The following is a 16,977-nucleotide window of genomic DNA, read 5'->3' as shown; positions in this document are numbered from 1 at the left end:
CGGAATCGCCGGGCAAGTCAACCTTCGCTGGAAACACAAACACGTCAGGAACGCCCCTTTCTCGGTTCACGTTCCCAAGACGCGCATGAATGAATGAGAGGAGTATAAAATGCCGCTTTACGCACTCGGCAAGGATGAGCCGCGGCTACCCGCTGAAGACGATTACTGGCTGGCGCCGGACACCCATATCATCGGCAAGGTCCGGCTCGGACCCGGCGTCGGCATCTGGTTTGGCGCGGTGCTGCGCGGCGACAACGAGTTGATCGACATCGGTTCGGGCACCAATATCCAGGAAGGCACCATGATCCATACCGACATGGGCTATCCCGCCACGATCGGCGAGAATTGCACCATCGGCCACCATGCGATCATCCATGGCTGCACGATCGGCAACAATTCCCTCGTCGGCATGGGCGCGACGATCCTCAACGGCGCCTGGATCGGCAACAATTGCCTGGTCGGCGCCAATGCGCTGGTGACGGAGGGGAAGGAATTTCCCGACAATTCGCTCATCGTCGGCTCCCCTGCCCGTGTGATCCGCACACTGGATGAGAAGGCCGTGGAGAATATCAGGAAGTCGGCCGAATCCTACGTCGCGAACTGGAAGCGTTTCAAACGCGACATGCGGAAGCTATAAGCATCAGGCCGAAATTTTGACCGGCACGTCGAACAGCGCCAGCGTATCGGCCGCCCGCATCGGCCGGCCGAAATGATAGCCCTGCGCCGTCTCGCAGCCGATCCCGGTCAGGATCGCGGCATGTTCGGCTGTCTCGACGCCCTCGGCCACCGTCACCATGCCGAGATCCTTGCAAAGATTGGTCACGGCCCGGATGATCGCCATCGATTCCGGATTGTCGTTGAGGTCGCGGACGAAACTCTGGTCGATCTTGATCTTGTCGAAGCGGAACTTGCGGATATAGCTCAGCGATGAATAGCCCGTGCCGAAATCGTCCATCGCGATCTTCACGCCAAGCAGCTTCAGGTCGCCGAGGATGGCCATGGTCTGGTCGGTGTCGTTGAGGAACACGCCCTCGGTGATCTCGATCATCAGCCGCTCCGGTTCGAGGCCGGAATGGCTGAGCGCGCTGACGATCTTCAACTGCAGCTGGCCGGTTCGGAACTGCACCGGCGAGACATTGACCGCGACGGCAATGTCATCCGGCCATTGCAGCGCTTGCTTCGTAGCGGTGTCGAGCACCCAACGGCCGATCTCGTTGATCAGCCCGGTTTCCTCGGCAACGGGAATGAAGTCGGCCGGCGAGACGAAGCCGCGGCGCGGATGATGCCAGCGGATCAGCGCCTCGAAAGCGAGGATCCGGCGGTCGTCGAGCGACACCAGCGGCTGATAATAGAGTTCGAACTGCTGGCCCACAATCGCCTCGCGCAGGTCGCGTTCCATCTCGTGCCAGTCGCGCATCTTGCGGTCCATATCGGGCTCGAAGAAGCGGTAGCTGCCCTTGCCCTCCTGCTTGGCACGGTAAAGCGCCATGTCGGCATTCTTGAGCAGTTCGTCGGCATCGGCCCCGTCGCGCGGAGCAAGCGCGATGCCGATCGACGTGCCGATGATGATGTGATGGCCATCGATATCGAAGGGTTCGGAGATGCAGCGCGTCACATCGACGGCGAGCTTCTTGGCGCCGATCGGCTGGGTCGTATTCGTCTGGTAGAGCGCGAACTCATCGCCCCCCAGCCGGGCTGCGAAGCAATCGGCGCCGAGAATGGCGCGAATGCGGTTGGCGACCTCGACAAGCAGCGCGTCGCCGATCGGATGGCCGAGCGTGTCGTTGACGATCTTGAACCGGTCGAGATCGAGGAACAGCAGTGCTGCCTCCCGGTCCGCACCTTTTTCGATCTGCTGGTCGACATGCTTGCGAAACAGCGCGCGGTTGGCGAGGCCGGTCAATCCGTCATGCATCGCCATGTGCTCGATCTTTTCGCTGGCGACCTGCTTTTCGGTAATGTCCTCGTGGGTGACGACATGGCCGCCATCGGGCAACTGCATCACCTTCATGGTCATGATGCGGCCGTCGTCGAGTTCCACGAGCCGCTGCGATGTCTGGTATCTGCCTCGGATGTCGTGTTCCGTATCGTCGGAAATCACCCGCTTCACGCCGGCACCCTTGGCCCGGCAGAGTTCGATGAATTCCTTGACCGTCACGCCCCCGAGATCGCCGGTATCGCCGAGATTATAGATATGGGCGAGGCGCCGGTTGGCGACGATGATCCTGCCGTCGCTGTCCAGCATGTAGAGGCCTTGCGGCATGTTCTCGATGGCGCCATTCAACCGATCGCGCTGCAGGCTGATTTCGGCGCGCGAACTTTCCTGCAGTTCGCGGCGAGCCTGCGTCAGCAACTGGAAGGTCCGGGAGAACTGGATGGCAAGGTCGCCGATCTCGTCGCCGCGTTCGAGAAGCGAGATATCGACGGGATCGTCGTCGTCACGCAGGGCGCGGCCAAGGCGGCCGACATTGTTGGTCAGAAGTTCGAGCGGCCTGGTGACGGCATTCTTGAAATACCAGCCCACCAGCAAGGTGAAGAGTGCGGCGACCGCCATGGTTGCCGCGATTTCCCAGCTCGCCCGATTGGCATCTTCCTCGGTACGCGCCTGCGCATTGCGGTTGATGCGCTGGGCGACATCCATGATGTTGAGAAGTGCGACCGAATACTGCCCCTGTTCGCGTTGCAGGCGCAGGACCAGACCCTGCTTTGCCCGATCGATCTCGATCAGCGCTTGCGCCGATTTGAAGAGCGAGCGCGGGCCGTCGTCCAGCATCAGCCTGGTCTGCTTGACCATGGCATAGGTGCCGGCATAGTCGCCCGCCCGGCCGATGCTTTCGAAATATTGCTTCGACGCCTCGAAGACGCCTTCGAGCGACTGCATCTTGATCAGAAAGCTCTTGCGCTTGCGCTGGAATTCGAATGACTTGCTGGAATTGGTCACCAGCACACTGGCGCTGCCGATCTCGGCGACGAGAATCCTGACCTTGTAGAAATCCCTGATCTGGCGGCTGATCTCGCTGATCTCGGCCTCCATCCGCCGCTCCGAGATCTCGTACACGGAAAACGTACCGCGTGGCATGTGCGGTTTCTTGATCCGCCGCAGTTCGGCCAATCTCGCCTCGAGCGCGATGACGTTGGTGGACGCCTTCAGCCCCACGACATTGGTGGCGATCCGGATCGAATTCTCGGCCGAGGAGAAATGGCTCTTCGAAGTCGTGTAGTCATGACAGATGTCGAGCAACGCCTGGCGGGTGCGGAAGATCTTCTGGCCGGAGAATTCGTAGCGCTTGAGTTCCTTGAGCGCATTGGCCTCGCCGGCGAGTTTCTTGAGACTTTCCAGCTTCGTCGTCTGGTTGGCCTCGGAATTCGCGAGAAAGCGCGAGGCGCCTTCCAGGCTGGCGCAATTGCGCATCACCGGATCGAAGACGCTCTGCAGTTTCTGGTAGCTTTCCGACAGCGAAATGACGCCGATCAGCAACGGCGACGCGGCGTCGGAGGAAAAGTTCACGGAGGTTTCGACCTGCCGAACATTGAGGATGGCATTCGCGCCGGAAAACAGCGCGATCGCAAGCGACACCCCGACACCCAGCATCACCTTGTAGCGAAAGCGGAGATTCGATTCCTTGAACGTCTTGCCGCTCGTACGCCTTGACGGGTTGCCCATCCCTCACCCGGGTTTGTCGACCGTCATGAAACGCGGCCGTAATCCGGAGAACTCTAGCCGTTACTGCTTGAAAATGGATTAATACGATCGCATGAGACGTATCATTGCGTAATCGACTGCTTACGAGCAATCCTTGCAGTGACCGCGAATCTCGATCGTCGTCTTTTCCGGCTTGAAGTGCTTCGCGCTCTGCCAGGCATGCAACCGGCCCTCGATGCCCTGATCGTGGAATTCGGTGACGGTGCCGCAATCCTCGCAGATCGCAAAGGCCGTGATGCCATGCTCATGCGCCGCATGATCATGCGGGTCGGTACAGGCGACGAAGGCGTTGAGACTTTCGAGCCGGTGGACAAGTCCGAACTCGGTGAGCTTGTCCAGCGCCCGGTAGACCTGCAACGGCGCGCGAAAACCGTCGCCGCGCAGGTCGTCGAGAATGTCATAGGCGCTTTTGGGCGACGATGCCACCTTGAGGGCGCCGAGAACGAGCGCCTGGTTTTTTGTAAGTGCGCTTGCTTCGCTCATCGGCCTGCTCCTTCCTGTTCCGCGTTTCTCCAGCCCGATCCGAACGGCAGCAGGCTCAACACGAAAAGCGCGAGCGCCGCGACGACGATCGACGGGCCGGAAGGCGTATCGAATTTCAGCGACCCGAACAGGCCGCCGACCACCGCGATCGCGCCGACCGCAGATGAAACAATCGCCATGACCTCCGGGGTCGAGGCGAAGCGCCTCGCCGTCGCCGCCGGAATGATCAGCAGCGAGGTGATCAGCAATATGCCGACGATCTTCATGGCAATGGCGATCACCAGCGCCAGCAGCAGCATGAAATAGAGCCGTGCGCGCTTGGGGTTCAACCCCTCGGCTTCGGCGAGATCTTCCGAAACGGTGGAGGCGATCAGCGGGCGCCAGAGATAGACGAGCGCCATCAGCACAAGAATGCCGCCGCCCCAGATGATGTCGATATCGGCGCGGCCGACGGCCAGGATATCGCCGAACAGGAAGCTCACCAGATCGACCCGCACCCAGGTCATGAAGGCGAGCAGCACCAGACCCACCGAGAGCGACGCATGTGAGAGAATGCCGAGCAGCGTGTCGGCCGATAGCGAGCCCGCGCGCTGCAGGAAGAGCAGCAGCAGCGAGACGAGCGAGGCCACGACGAAGACCGCGACGATAAGGTTGAGGTCGAGTAGGAGTGACAAGGCGACGCCGAGCAGTGCCGAATGGGCCATCGTATCGCCGAAATAGGACATCCTCCGCCAGATGATGAAGCAGCCGAGCGGCCCTGCCGTGAGCGCAAGACCGATACCAGCGACCAGTGCCCTGGTAAAGAAATCATCGAGCATCGGTTTGCTCCTCGCTCAAGGATTTAGGCCGTACGAGCCGCGAATGATCATGCCCACAGCCGCAATCCGGGCCGTGTTCATGGTCATGATGATGGCCGTCTTCGGGATGGCAATTGTCCGTCACCGAACCGTCCTGATGTACGACCCGGCCATCGGGCAGATGCGTATGGTCATGATGATGGGTATAAAGCGCCAAGGCGCCAGCCCCGCGCGCGCCGAACAGGCGCTGGTATTCCTCGCTCTGGCTGACCATCTCAGGCGTGCCGCGGCAGCAGACATGGCCGTTCATGCAGATCACCGTGTCGGTGGCCGCCATGACGACATGCAGGTCGTGCGAGATCAGCAGCACGCCGCAGCCCGAGCGGGCGCGGATCGCGGAAATCAGTTCGTAGAGCGCAATCTCGCCGGCGAAATCCACGCCCTGTACGGGTTCGTCGAGCACGAGCAGATCCGGCTTGCGGGCGATGGCGCGGGCGAGCAACGCGCGCTGGAACTCGCCACCCGAGAGATGCTGGACCTCTGATTTGGCGAGATGGCGGACGCCGGTCTCGGACAGTGCCGCATCGATCTCCTTGCGCGGTAGCGGGCCGGTCAGCGTCATCAGGCGCTCGACCGTCAGCGGCATGGTCCGGTCGATCGCCATCTTCTGCGGCACGTAGCCGATGCGCAGGCCGGGCCGGGTCATGACCTCCCCTTCATCGGGGCGTAGAAGCCCGATCGCCATGCGCGCGCTCGTCGACTTGCCCGACCCGTTGGGGCCGATCATCGTGACGATCTCGCCCTGCCGGACATCGAAGCTCACGCCACGCACCAGCCAGCGTCCGCGCCGGCTGACGCCTGCGCCATCCAGGGACACGAGGTACCGATCGTCTGTGTTTCTCTGCAGCATGGGAATTTCCAGATAGGGGCTTGGCAGGTCTTATAGCGTACGTTATAGCATTACGCAATTCATGTAATAACATAACATTACAAAATGAGGTATGCAGCATGACCAAGCTTTCCGCTACTCTGGCCCTGATCGCCGGCACGGTGCTCTTCGCGCCCCATATGGCCCAGGCGGCACCCGATGTGGTCGTCTCGATCAAACCGATCCATTCGCTGGTTGCTTCGATCATGGAAGGCGTCGCCGAGCCGGGACTGATCCTCAAGGGCGCCGGTTCGCCGCACACCTACCAGATGAAGCCGTCGGACGCCGATGCGCTACAGAACGCAACGCTGATCTTCTGGGTCGGGCCGGAATTCGAACGCTTCATGGAAAAGCCCATGGAATCGCTGGGCGACAAGGCGAAAGTGATCGAACTCGAAAAGGCGGCCGGCCTCACCCTGCTGCCGACGCGTGAAAGCGGCACGTTCGAACCACATGCGGACGAGGCGGAACACGCGCATGCCGAAGGCGAAGGTCATGGCCACGAGGAAGAAGAGCACGATCTCCACATCTGGCTGAGCACGGCCAATGCCAAGGCGATGGCGGCCGAAATCGCCAGCTCGCTCGCGGCAGCCGATCCGGCGAATGCCTCCGCCTACCACCAGAACCTGGCAAAACTCGATGCCAGGCTCAATGCCCTTGCTGCAGAGATCAAGACGACCGTGGCGCCGGTGAAGGACAAGCCGTTCATCGTCTTCCACGATGCCTACCAGTATTTCGAGAAGGAATTCGGCGTGAATGTCGCAGGTTCGATCACCGTCTCGCCGGAGAACATGCCCGGCGCCGCCCGTATCTCGGAAATCCACGAGAAGCTGAAAACCCTCGGCGCTAGTTGCGTGTTCGCCGAACCGCAGTTCGAGCCGAAGCTGATCAACGTTGTGCTCGAAGGCACGCAATCCAAGACCGGCACGCTCGACCCGGAAGCGGCCACGCTGGCCGAAGGCCCGGAGCTTTACTTCAACCTGATGCGCGGCCTCGCCGGATCGCTGAAGGATTGCCTTTCCGCCGGTTGAATGAATGTGCGATCCGCCACCGCAGTCCATTCGCCGCGGCGGCGCAACGACTTTGCGCTTGCCCTCCACCCCAGGGCAAGCCTCATCGTGTCTTCTGGTCATGGATGATAGACCATAGCGGGATTCGACGATGCACGCCCTGAAACAACCCCTGCCTGCCGAACCGTCGGCTCTCCGGGAGCAGGCAATGGCAGCCTGGCTTGCAGGCGATGTGGCAGCCGTGTTTGCGGCCGTCAACGAAGCGATGGCCCTGCCCGGTGGCGCGACCCCTGCTTTGCTCGAACTTCTCGGACATGCTTTCCTGAAATCGGACCTGCCCGCCGAGGCGGCCGAAGCCTATGCGACGGCAGCGCAGCTGGCAGGTGACGGGTTTGCCTATCTCAAGCAGGCAAGTGCCGCCTGGGCTGCTGCGGGCATCGAGGAACAGGCTTTCCTCACCGCGCTTCAGGCACAGAAGCTGGTGCCCGATGACCCCGAGATCGTCTTCACGCTGGTCAAGGGTTTTCAGTTGCGCGGCGAGAGCGAACTGTTGGACCATTTCAAGAACCGCCTGACGTCGAACAGCAACCCGGAGCACCTGCTTCTTGCCGCGAACCTGATCAGCGCGGAGACGCGCAACCCCGCCAACCTCCCCCTGTTCAAGAAGCTGCTGGCCCAACACCCGGACGACCATTACACGCAATTCAAGCTGATGGCCGTGGCGCGCGAATTCTGCGACTACGAGACGGTTCTCGGTCAGGAGGCGTGGCTGGAGGGTGAACTTGCAGCTGGCCGCGAATGGATCTTCGAGGGCCAGACGCCTTTCGCCAACCTGCTCCATTGTGAAGACGAACGGCTCAATCGTCTCGCGACCAACAATATCGGCATCAAGGGCGACCCGGTACCGGCCGCGAGGCAGATCAGGCGCGCCATGCGCCACGAATGGGGCGGGAAGATCCGCATCGGTTACCTCTCGAACGATTTCGGCAGCACGCATGCGACGATGCGGCTGGCGCGGCGGGGGCTGGAACTGCACGACACCTCGCGCTTCGACGTGACGCTCTATTGCCACAGCGACGACAGCCTGATCGCCCGCGACGATGGCGGCCGCGCGCATTGGGGCCGGATCGTGCGGGTCGTCGACCTCGACGCCGCAGAGACCGCCGAGAGAGTCCGCGATGACGGCATCGACATCCTCGTCGATCTCAAGGGCCATACCGGCAATTCCCGCCGCCATGCGCTCAACCATCCCGCAGCACCGATCCACATCGGCTGGCTCGGCTTTCCCGGATCAACCACCGGCGTAGACCTCGATTACGTGATCGGCGACCGCTTCGTGCTTCCCGACAGCGCCGTGCCGCACTATCACGAGAAGTTCCTCAGAATGCCCGGGAGCTACCAGCCCAATGATGACACGCACCGGGCTCTCCCCGGAACTACCTCGCGAGCCGAGCTCGGGCTTCCCGAAGATGCCTTTGTCTTCGGAAGCTTCAATTCCAATCGCAAGATCACGCCGCAAACGCTTGATCTCTGGGCGGAAATTCTGTCACGCGTACCGGGCTCTGTTCTATGGGCGATGATCTATCACGAGACCAGCCGGGCGAATTTCGGGAACTATCTGGCGCGGAAGGGCATAGCGGCCGAGCGGGTGATCTTCGCTGACGCGGTCGGTTACGACGCCCATGTCACCCGCATCACCGCCGCCGATCTCGGGCTCGACACGTTCCCCTATAACGGACACACGACGACATCGGATATGCTTTGGGCCGGCCTGCCGGTGCTGACCAAGCGCGGCACGAACTTCGCCTCGCGCGTGTCGGAAAGCCTGCTCAACGCCGCCGGATTGCCGGAACTGGTCGCCGCGGACGACCGGGCCTTCGTGGAGACGGCCGTGGAACTCGCATCGAATCCGGGACGTCTGCTCCGTCATCGTCAACATCTCTGCAACCAGCGCGACAGGCTTGCGCTTTTCGACTCGCGAAAATTCTGCCACGATCTGGAGCGCGTCTACGAAATTGTGATCGCAAGGGCGCGAAGCGGGCTGGAGCCCGACCATGTTGATCTGTAGGCTCCAGATATTGAACGTCTATTCTGTTGCTATCATCGATTGAAAAACGGGAAGGGAACTCACATGACCAAGATCAAGACTCCGGCCATCGTTGCTATTTCCATGGCTATCGGCATCGTTGCCGGCGCAGGCGTCACCGCCATCGCAGCCCAGCCGAATATGAAATCGGCCCTCGACCATCTCGTCGCCGCCGACGCATTCCTCGCCAAGGCTGCCGACAACAAGGGCGGCCACAAGGCCAAGGCCCGTTCGCTGATCAGCCTCGCGATCAAGGAAGTGCGCGCCGGCATCCGGTTCGCCAACTGAGCATATCAGGGAGACCCGCCGGCAAAGTTCGGCGGGTCTTTTCACACAAGCCTAGAGCCGCTGGTAGCTGAAACTGTCGAAATCCGCGACCTTGCCGCCGCCGGTAATATCATAGGCGAACATGCCCACGAAGGCGCCTGTGAACGAGCCATGCTCGCCAACGCCACCCTCATCCGACACCACGCCGCCATCGAGCACCGGGCCGACCTTCTGCCAGTCGCTCTCGCCATCGGCATGCCAGTAAAATTGCAGGTCGTTGTCGATGACTTCGACAGCGAGATGTACGCGGCCACCCGGGATCGCGATGCCACTCTCGATCGGGAATATGAGCTTGCCTGAGGGATAGTCGCCCGGACAGGACTGGATGACCAGCACCCGGCCAAGCTTCTCATGCAGGGTGATGCCGACGGCGTGGAACTTGTAGCGATTGTAGTAATAGGTCAGGCCCGCTGTCTGCTGGTAGGTTTCGGGCGAGAATTCCGCCACCGTCTCGGCGCGGAATCGGTGATCCTCCTGCCGTCTCGCCACGAGCGAGAATTCGAACCACGAGCCGATGCTTTCGCGGGCGGTGAGCCGCAGATGCCCCGGCCTCGCGGTCGTCGAAAACAGGCGCTCGGGCTCCGGCGTGCGGAGCCATTGGAAATCGGCATGCAGCGCACTTTCGTTGAAGCCGTAGCTTACCGTCCTCGGCCGCTCCGAGGTCACGGCACCGTTCGGCGCAGGCACCTCGACCGCGGGCACCATGCTGCCATGGGCGAGCCGGGGCCAACCATCGTCATGCAAGGTGATCTTCTGGATGCCGGTCTCGCGGCCGAGCGTGCAACGGCGATGCGGCGGCAGCGGCCGGCCGCAGAGATGCGTCACATAGGCCTCTCCATCAGGCGTTTCGACATACTGCCCATGGCCCGCGCGTTGCAGCACCGCATCCTGCGCGTCCTTCGACGTGACCAGATATTTGTCCGGATGGAGTTCGTAAGGTCCGAGGACATTCTTCGACCGGCCCATGCTGATCGCATGGTCGTAACCCGTTCCGCCCTCGGCAGCCGTGATGTAATACCAGCCGTTCTTGCGGAAGATGTGCGTGCCCTCGACCAGGCCGAGCTCGGTGCCGCCGAAGATATTGTGGATCGGCCCGACGAGCTTCCTCGTCTTCGCATCCCATTCCTGGCAGAGGATGCCGTCGAAGGCGGGATGCCGGCCCGGCGTGTTGAACGCCTCCCGGCGATGGTTCCACTGCATCTGCATGAACCACTTGCGACCGTCCTCGTCATGGAACAGCGACGGATCGAAGCCCGACGAATTCACATAGACCGGGTCCGACCACGGCCCCTCGATCGCGGGCGCGGTGACGATGAAGTTATGCGCATCCTTGAACGAGCCGTCGAAACGCTTGACATCGGTATAGACCAGCCAGAACAGGCCGTCTGCGTAAGACAGGCACGGCGCCCAGACGCCGCAAGAGTCGGGATTGCCTCGCATATCGAGCTGGCTTTTGCGATTGAGCGGGCGGGTGACGAGCGTCCAGTTGGCGAGGTCCCGGGAATGATGGATCTGAACGCCCGGATACCATTCGAAGGTCGAGGTGGCGATGTAATAGTCGTCACCGACGCGGCAGATCGAGGGGTCGGGGTTGAAGCCCGGAAGGATAGGGTTGATGATCATTGCACGTTCTTCCCGCGTCTTTCAGCCACGTTGCACCCTTGTCACTTTTCGAACTCTCTCCGCGCTATCTGCCACTCCTCCCAGCAGTTTTCCGGATCAACGTCGATGTAGCCTCGTTGCTCCTCGATCGTCGGCACCATATCGCGAGGCACGGCAACGGATGGAGCGTTGTCGCGAATATGGATGACCTCTGCTTCGGTGAGCGGACTGCCCTTGGCCCGCTCCCTATTCAACAATGTGGCAATCAGACTCGGCATCGGCATGATGACGAGATTGTCTTGGTCGGTCATCCAAGTCTCCAACAAATCGTGGTCACGGCGAGACGACAGAAGCAGTTGTCTTTACTTCTTCTTCCGCGCCGGCCCCTTGCGTTCGGCGGACGCCGCCCACAGGTTGATGTCGGCCTCCTTCGCATACTTGTCGATCTCTTCGAGCTCCGACTTGCTGAAATCGGGCGTATCGATCGCCGCCACGCAATCCACCACCTGGCTCGGCTTGGATGCGCCGATCAGCGCCGAGGTGATGCGGCCGCCGCGCAGAACCCAGGCGAGCGCCATCTGCGCCAGCGTCTGGCCGCGTTTCTCGGCGATGCGGTTCAGCGCGCGGATATTCTCGACGTTCTTTTCGTTGAGGAAATCGGGGTTGAGCGACTTCTCCTGCACCGCGCGGCTCCCCTCGGGAATGCCACCGAGATATTTGGCCGTCAGCATGCCCTGGGCAAGCGGCGAAAAGACGATCGAGCCGAGGCCGAGGTCTTCCAGCGTGTCGATCAGGCCGTCCTCCTCGATCCAGCGGTTGATCATCGAATAGCTCGGCTGGTGGATGACGAAGGGCGTGCCGAGCTCCTTGAGGACCTTGTAGGCTTCCTTGGTGCGCTTGGAGTTGTAGGACGAGATGCCGACATAGAGTGCCCTGCCCGAGCGTACGATCTGGTCGAGCGCCATCATCGTCTCTTCGAGCGGCGTCTCGGGATCGAAGCGGTGCGAATAGAAGATATCGAAGTAGTCCAGGCCCGTGCGCTTCAGGCTCTGGTCGCATGAGGCGATCAGGTATTTGCGGCTGCCCCATTCGCCATAGGGCCCCTTCCACATATCGTAGCCGGCCTTGGACGAGACGATCAACTCGTCGCGATAGCCCTGGAAATCCGTGCGCAGAATCTCGCCGAACGCCGTCTCGGCGCTACCGGGAGGCGGGCCGTAATTGTTTGCGAGGTCGAAATGGGTGATGCCGAGGTCGAAGGCCGTGCGGCAGATCTCGCGCTTGAGTTCATGGCGGGTGTCGCCGCCGAAATTGTGCCAGAGACCCAGCGAGATAGCGGGAAGCTTGAGACCGCTCTTGCCCAGGCGATTGTACTTCATTTTCTCGTAGCGATTATCGGCGGGCTGCCAGGCCATGGTGGAATCTCCCAAAAGTATGATTTTCAGTATGTGGCTAATACCCCGCCCCGACCCCTCCCCACAAGGGGGAGGGGCTAAATCGTGGCACCCTCGGCAGAACGATCTCAACCATGCAACATGCAGCAACGATGCGATAAGTGAAGGAAGTGCAACGGGTTAAGCCCCTCCCCCTTGTGGGGAGGGGTTTGGGGCGGGGTCTTAATTCCTCACCGCAGCAGCGCCTTGGCATCCTCAATCCCGAACGCCGCCGGCTGGGTGCAGGTCGTCCGGATCTCGACCGCCTTGCCCTCGTCGGCCGAGCGCAGGATCGAAGTCAGCACGTCGATCGTGTGCAGCGACCGGTCGAGCGAGCAGCGATAATCGCCGCCCTCCGCCACGGCGCGCATCATGTCGGAGAGCCCGGCGCCGCGATAATTGGCCTGCGTACCCCAGGCGAACTCGTAATTATGCGCCGTCATCGGGTGATCCCAGACTTCGACCTCCTTCGGCTCCTTGTCGGTGCCCGCGACCTCGACCTTGCCGCCGAAGAAGTTCGGATCCGGCACGAAGATCGCACCCTCGGTGCCGTAGAGTTCCATGTTCTGGTGGCGATGCGCCCAGACGTCCCAGCTCGAGGTGAGTGCCACATGTGCGCCATTCACAAACTCGAGAATCGCATGGACGTTGGTGGCGACGATCACCGGCACCTTCTCGCCGGTGCGCGGGCCATTGCTGATGGTGCGTTCTTCCTTACCCTTGTTGGCAAGTGCAACCACGCGCTTGATCGGGCCGATCAGGTTGACGAGGTTGTTGATGTAATACGGCCCCATGTCGAGGATCGGACCGCCGCCCGGACGGAAGAAGAAATCCGGGTTCGGATGCCACATTTCCATGCCCGGCCCGAGCACATGCGCCGAACCCGACGTGACCTTGCCGATCTTGCCGGAATCGATCAGATGGCGGGCATATTGATGCGAACCACCGAGATAGGTGTCCGGCGCGGAGCCGACCTTCAGCCCCTTGGCATCGGCGATTTTCCGGAGGTCCTCGCCTTCCTCGATCGAAAGCACGAACGGCTTTTCCGAATAGACGTGCTTGCCCGCCTCGAGCGCTTTCTTCGAGACGGCATAATGCGCCTCGGGAATCGTCAGGTTGACGACCACGTCGATCGCGGGATTGGCGAGCAGTGCATCGATTTCCTGCGCCTCAACGCCGAACTCCTCGGCACGACCCTTGGCCGCCTCCATGTTGATGTCGGTGCAGGCCAACACTTTCAGGTTCTTGAACATCGGGATGAGCTTGAAGTAAGCCCCCGAAATATTGCCGCATCCAATGATGCCGACGCCGTATTCTCTAGTCATGGGAATATCCTCAGAATGCCTTGATGGATGCGATCGAACGCGATGCGCAGCGCTTGATGTCGTTGGGATTGTCATGCTCGACCACGAAATGGCGAGCCTTGGTGGCCTTCAATGCCTGCCAGAGCGTCTTCCAGTCGACGGTGCCATGGCCGACATCGGCCCAGCCGCCCTCGTCTTCGGCCTGGCCGGCCGGCGCGATATCCTTCACATGGACGGATGTGATCCTGTCCTTGTAGCGGTCGATGAACTTGAGCGGATCGGCGCCGCCACGGATGACCCAGGCGACATCGATTTCCCAGCTGAGGCCGGGGCCTGCTTCGAAGATGCGGTCATGCGGCAACGAGCCATCGGCGAGTGCGACAAATTCGAAGTCGTGGTTGTGCCAGCCGAAATCGAAGCCTGCGTCCTTGAAAGGCTTGCCGGCCTTTTCGAGCCGCGCGCCGAAAGCCGTCCAGCCTGCCGCATCGGTCGGACGCGCATCCGGCATGATATAGGGGCAATAGACGGCGTCCATGCCGAGCGTTTTCGCGATATTGAGCATCTTGGCGGTTTCGTTTTCGAGCTGGTCGATACCGAAATGGCCGGTCGCCATCTTGACGCCGGCCGCGTCGAGTTCGGCCTTCAGCGCCTTGACGCCGGCATCGTCGAGATCGCCATACATGCCGCCGAAGCCTTCGACTTCCTTATAGCCGAGCGAGCCGGCGAGCTTGATCACGTCGCTCATCGGGGGGAAGTTTCTGCCGCTGTAAAGCTGGAGCGAAATATCTGTCATCGGTCATATCCTCTTTGCAAATGGGCGCTGGGTACGCCCGGAATGGGCGATCAATCCGCCGTCTGGCAGGAATAGAGATCGCGGATGGTGAATTCGGCTTCCGCCGCGCTGTCGGCGGGAACGAAGGTTATGGTCTGGCTCTCGCCGGCTGTCAGGTCGAACACATTATCTGAGAACCGGCCTTCGATGCTGGCCTCGATCATCACGAAGAGCGCCAGCCCCTTGGACGACAGCGCGATTTCGTAACTGCCATCCGCGCGGCGCGTTGTGCGGGCGGAAAGCCCTGATGGCTCGAGTTCGAGCTGCTTGTAGGTGCCGGTGACATGATGCCCTCTGCCCGACGATCCGTCGGACGCCGTGAAGAACCAGGCGAGCAGGCTGCCATCGGGAATGCTGTCGGCCGGGATCGAAATCAGGGTCGAGGACGCATCTGGCCGGCAAGTGCCGCGTGCCGATGTCAGCGGCGTGCGCCGGCCATCCATTGACACGGTGAAGAATTCCGCGGTGACTTCGGTGAGCGTCGCACGATCATTGACCATGGCCATGTCGATCGCCGAACCATCCGGCGAAGGTATGGCGAAGATGTTGACCGGCTCGAAGAACCGCCGCGCCTGATAGTGCATGGCTTTCCAGTTGCCGCCGTAATCGAGGCTCGCCCATGAGGCCACCGGCCAGGTGTCGTTGAGCTGCCAGATGATGGTGCCCATGCAATGCGGCTTGAGTGAGCGCCAATATTCCACGGCGGTCTTGATCGCCAGCCCCTGCTGGATCTGGCTGAGATAGACAAAGTTCGGAAAATCCTTGGGGAAGCGGAAATAGCGGAACATCGTGCCCGCGATCCGCTCGTTGCCGCCGACATTCTTCTGGTGCACTTCCATGACGGGGGACGCGATATTCTGGTCCTTCTTGTCCGAGAACCCATCGACCAGCAGGTTCGACGTGTAGGACTGGAAGCCGAATTCCGAGCAGAAGCGCGGCTTGACGGTGCGGTAGTGGTCGAAGGATTCGTTCTCGTGCCAGACCGACCAGAAATGCATGTCGCCCGAGCCATCGGCATGCCAGGCATCGCCGAAGTTGAGATAGCCGCAGGACGGGCTCGAAGGCCACCAGAGGACGTCGGAATTGGCCTTCCTCGCCGCCACCTCGATCGTGCGGTTGAGCCGGTCGTAGGAAACCAGATAGCGGTCGCGATCCTTCTTCGAGCATTCGTACCAGTTGAGCGCGCCGACCAGTTCATTGTCGCCGCACCACACGACGATCGATGCATGATGCGACAGGCGCCGGACCTGGTAGTCCACCTCAACAGCGACATTGTCGAGATAATCGGGCAGCGAGGGATAGAGATTGCAGGCGAACATGAAATCCTGCCAGACCATCAGGCCGAGCCGGTCGCAGGCATCGTAGAACCAGTCCTGCTCATAGGTGCCGCCGCCCCAGATGCGGATCATGTTCATGTTGGCGTCGACGGCGGATTGGAGCAGCGCCTCGGTTTTCTCAGGACTGGTCCGGGAAAACAGCGCGTCGGCCGGAATCCAGTTTGCACCCTTGCAGAAAATCTCGCGGCCGTTGACGCGGAAAGCGAAGCGGCTGCCCGCCTCGTCTTTGTCGGTCAGCAGTTCGACCGTACGGATGCCGACCTGCCGCCTTGCATGATCGCCGGGAATCGTCACGTCGACGTTGTAGAGCGCCTGTTCGCCGCTACCGGCCGGCCACCAGAGCCGCGGCCGCTCGATCTCGAAGACCTGGTGGACGACGGTCTCGCCAGCGTTGGCGCCGCACTGAACCCGGACTTTCTCGCCATCCAGCTCGAAATCCACGGGCAACACACACGGATCCATCGAAAACAGCGTGACCGCGACATCCAATTCCACCGATCCGTTCGGGCGATGCATCTGTTTGACCAGGACATGTTCGATGCGTGCGAGATCGAGCTTGCGCAGCTTGACCGTGCCATAGAGCCCTGATGGAGCCAGCGCGATATTCCAGTCCCAGCCGAAATCACAGGCCGGCTTGCGCAGCATGTTGCCATAGGGAATCGGGCAGTTCCGACTCCACGGAATCTCGAAGGGCTGGCGGTCATAGACCGCCTTGCCTGCGCGAACAGGCGAATGCAGGATGACGTCGAGCGTGTTCTCGCCCGCGAGGAGAAAGTGCGACACATCCGGCCGGTAGCGCCGGAAGCAATTATCGCATTCCAGTACCATCTCGCCATTGACGCGAATGGTGGCGACCGTGTCGACGAAATCGAGATCGAGATACCAACTGCCAGCGAGATCGGCGATGTCGAGCTGGAAGGTGCGCGTAAGCTTCCAGTCCTGGTGCGCGACCCATTGGACGGCGGCTTCGTTCTTGCCGAAATACGGGTCGGGGATCACGCCCTGCGCCTGCAGCGCCGAGTGTACATCGCCGGGTATGGTGATCGAAAGGTCCGGGGATTGACCTTCGGAAGCAAGTGACCAAACGCCACCGAGGTCGATTTGGGTGGTTTCAGGCATTTCAAATTCTCCGGGA

Annotated in this window: 14 protein-coding genes; 4 read left to right on the top strand and 10 right to left on the bottom strand. The window is 61.3% G+C overall.

Annotated features, from left to right (window positions below):
• Positions 1 to 109 precede the first annotated feature (109 nt).
• Entirely contained in the window at positions 110 to 637 is a 528-nt protein-coding gene (locus ACSQ26_RS08020; RefSeq protein ID WP_436007973.1) for a gamma carbonic anhydrase family protein, read from the top strand.
• Between the two features lie 3 nt (positions 638 to 640).
• Here the strand turns inward: ACSQ26_RS08020 and ACSQ26_RS08015 are convergent, their stop codons facing one another.
• The 4 genes from ACSQ26_RS08015 to ACSQ26_RS08000 all read right to left on the bottom strand — a co-directional run bounded on the left by ACSQ26_RS08015 (position 641) and on the right by ACSQ26_RS08000 (position 5,893).
• Complete coding sequence (locus ACSQ26_RS08015; RefSeq protein WP_436007971.1) at positions 641 to 3,664, bottom strand: putative bifunctional diguanylate cyclase/phosphodiesterase; 3,024 nt, start codon at positions 3,662 to 3,664, stop codon at positions 641 to 643.
• A gap of 120 nt (positions 3,665 to 3,784) precedes the next feature.
• Positions 3,785 to 4,186 carry a Fur family transcriptional regulator gene (locus tag ACSQ26_RS08010; RefSeq protein ID WP_436007969.1) on the bottom strand — a complete coding sequence of 134 codons (402 nt, stop codon included), beginning with the start codon at positions 4,184 to 4,186 and terminating at the stop codon, positions 3,785 to 3,787.
• Positions 4,183 to 5,004 (bottom strand): zinc ABC transporter permease subunit ZnuB, encoded by an 822-nt coding sequence (gene znuB, locus ACSQ26_RS08005; protein ID WP_436007967.1) that lies wholly within the window; start codon positions 5,002 to 5,004, stop codon positions 4,183 to 4,185. Before znuB ends, ACSQ26_RS08010 begins: the two co-directional genes overlap by 4 nt.
• Complete coding sequence (locus ACSQ26_RS08000) at positions 4,994 to 5,893, bottom strand: ATP-binding cassette domain-containing protein (protein ID WP_436007965.1); 900 nt, start codon at positions 5,891 to 5,893, stop codon at positions 4,994 to 4,996. Before ACSQ26_RS08000 ends, znuB begins: the two co-directional genes overlap by 11 nt.
• A 98-nt stretch (positions 5,894 to 5,991) precedes the next feature.
• Between ACSQ26_RS08000 and ACSQ26_RS07995 the strand changes: the two genes are divergently transcribed.
• The 3 genes from ACSQ26_RS07995 (at position 5,992) to ACSQ26_RS07985 (ending at position 9,295) form a co-directional block, all read left to right on the top strand.
• Complete coding sequence (locus ACSQ26_RS07995) at positions 5,992 to 6,942, top strand: zinc ABC transporter substrate-binding protein (protein WP_436007963.1); 951 nt, start codon at positions 5,992 to 5,994, stop codon at positions 6,940 to 6,942.
• 187 nt (positions 6,943 to 7,129) lie between these two features.
• A complete protein-coding gene (locus ACSQ26_RS07990) occupies positions 7,130 to 8,989 on the top strand; it encodes an O-linked N-acetylglucosamine transferase family protein (protein ID WP_436007961.1) in 1,860 nt (619 codons plus the stop codon).
• Positions 8,990 to 9,052: 63 nt separating this feature from the next.
• On the top strand, positions 9,053 to 9,295 hold the full coding sequence (locus tag ACSQ26_RS07985) for a hypothetical protein (protein ID WP_436007959.1): 243 nt from the start codon (positions 9,053 to 9,055) through the stop codon (positions 9,293 to 9,295).
• Between the two features lie 51 nt (positions 9,296 to 9,346).
• Here ACSQ26_RS07985 and ACSQ26_RS07980 read toward each other — a convergent pair whose 3' ends face one another.
• The 6 genes from ACSQ26_RS07980 to ACSQ26_RS07955 all read right to left on the bottom strand — a co-directional run bounded on the left by ACSQ26_RS07980 (position 9,347) and on the right by ACSQ26_RS07955 (position 16,961).
• The gene (locus ACSQ26_RS07980) at positions 9,347 to 10,957 is read right to left on the bottom strand and encodes a glycoside hydrolase family 43 protein (RefSeq protein ID WP_436007957.1); all 1,611 of its coding nucleotides are present in this window, start codon (positions 10,955 to 10,957) and stop codon (positions 9,347 to 9,349) included.
• Positions 10,958 to 10,998: 41 nt separating this feature from the next.
• A complete protein-coding gene (locus ACSQ26_RS07975) occupies positions 10,999 to 11,247 on the bottom strand; it encodes a hypothetical protein (protein WP_436007955.1) in 249 nt (82 codons plus the stop codon).
• 51 nt (positions 11,248 to 11,298) lie between these two features.
• Positions 11,299 to 12,351 carry an L-glyceraldehyde 3-phosphate reductase gene (gene mgrA, locus ACSQ26_RS07970; protein ID WP_436007953.1) on the bottom strand — a complete coding sequence of 351 codons (1,053 nt, stop codon included), beginning with the start codon at positions 12,349 to 12,351 and terminating at the stop codon, positions 11,299 to 11,301.
• 209 nt (positions 12,352 to 12,560) lie between these two features.
• Positions 12,561 to 13,694, bottom strand: coding sequence for a Gfo/Idh/MocA family protein (locus ACSQ26_RS07965; RefSeq protein ID WP_436007951.1), 1,134 nt, complete (start codon positions 13,692 to 13,694; stop codon positions 12,561 to 12,563).
• A 10-nt stretch (positions 13,695 to 13,704) separates the two neighbouring features.
• Entirely contained in the window at positions 13,705 to 14,466 is a 762-nt protein-coding gene (locus ACSQ26_RS07960; protein ID WP_436007949.1) for a sugar phosphate isomerase/epimerase family protein, read from the bottom strand.
• Between the two features lie 50 nt (positions 14,467 to 14,516).
• A complete protein-coding gene (locus tag ACSQ26_RS07955) occupies positions 14,517 to 16,961 on the bottom strand; it encodes a beta-mannosidase (protein WP_436007947.1) in 2,445 nt (814 codons plus the stop codon).
• Between the last annotated feature and the right edge of the window lie 16 nt (positions 16,962 to 16,977).

Origin of the sequence: Rhizobium sp. LjRoot254, from assembly GCF_964254105.1 — a bacterium.
Classification (GTDB): Bacteria; Pseudomonadota; Alphaproteobacteria; order Rhizobiales; family Rhizobiaceae; genus Rhizobium_E.
This window is presented reverse-complemented; position numbering and strand designations above follow the sequence as displayed.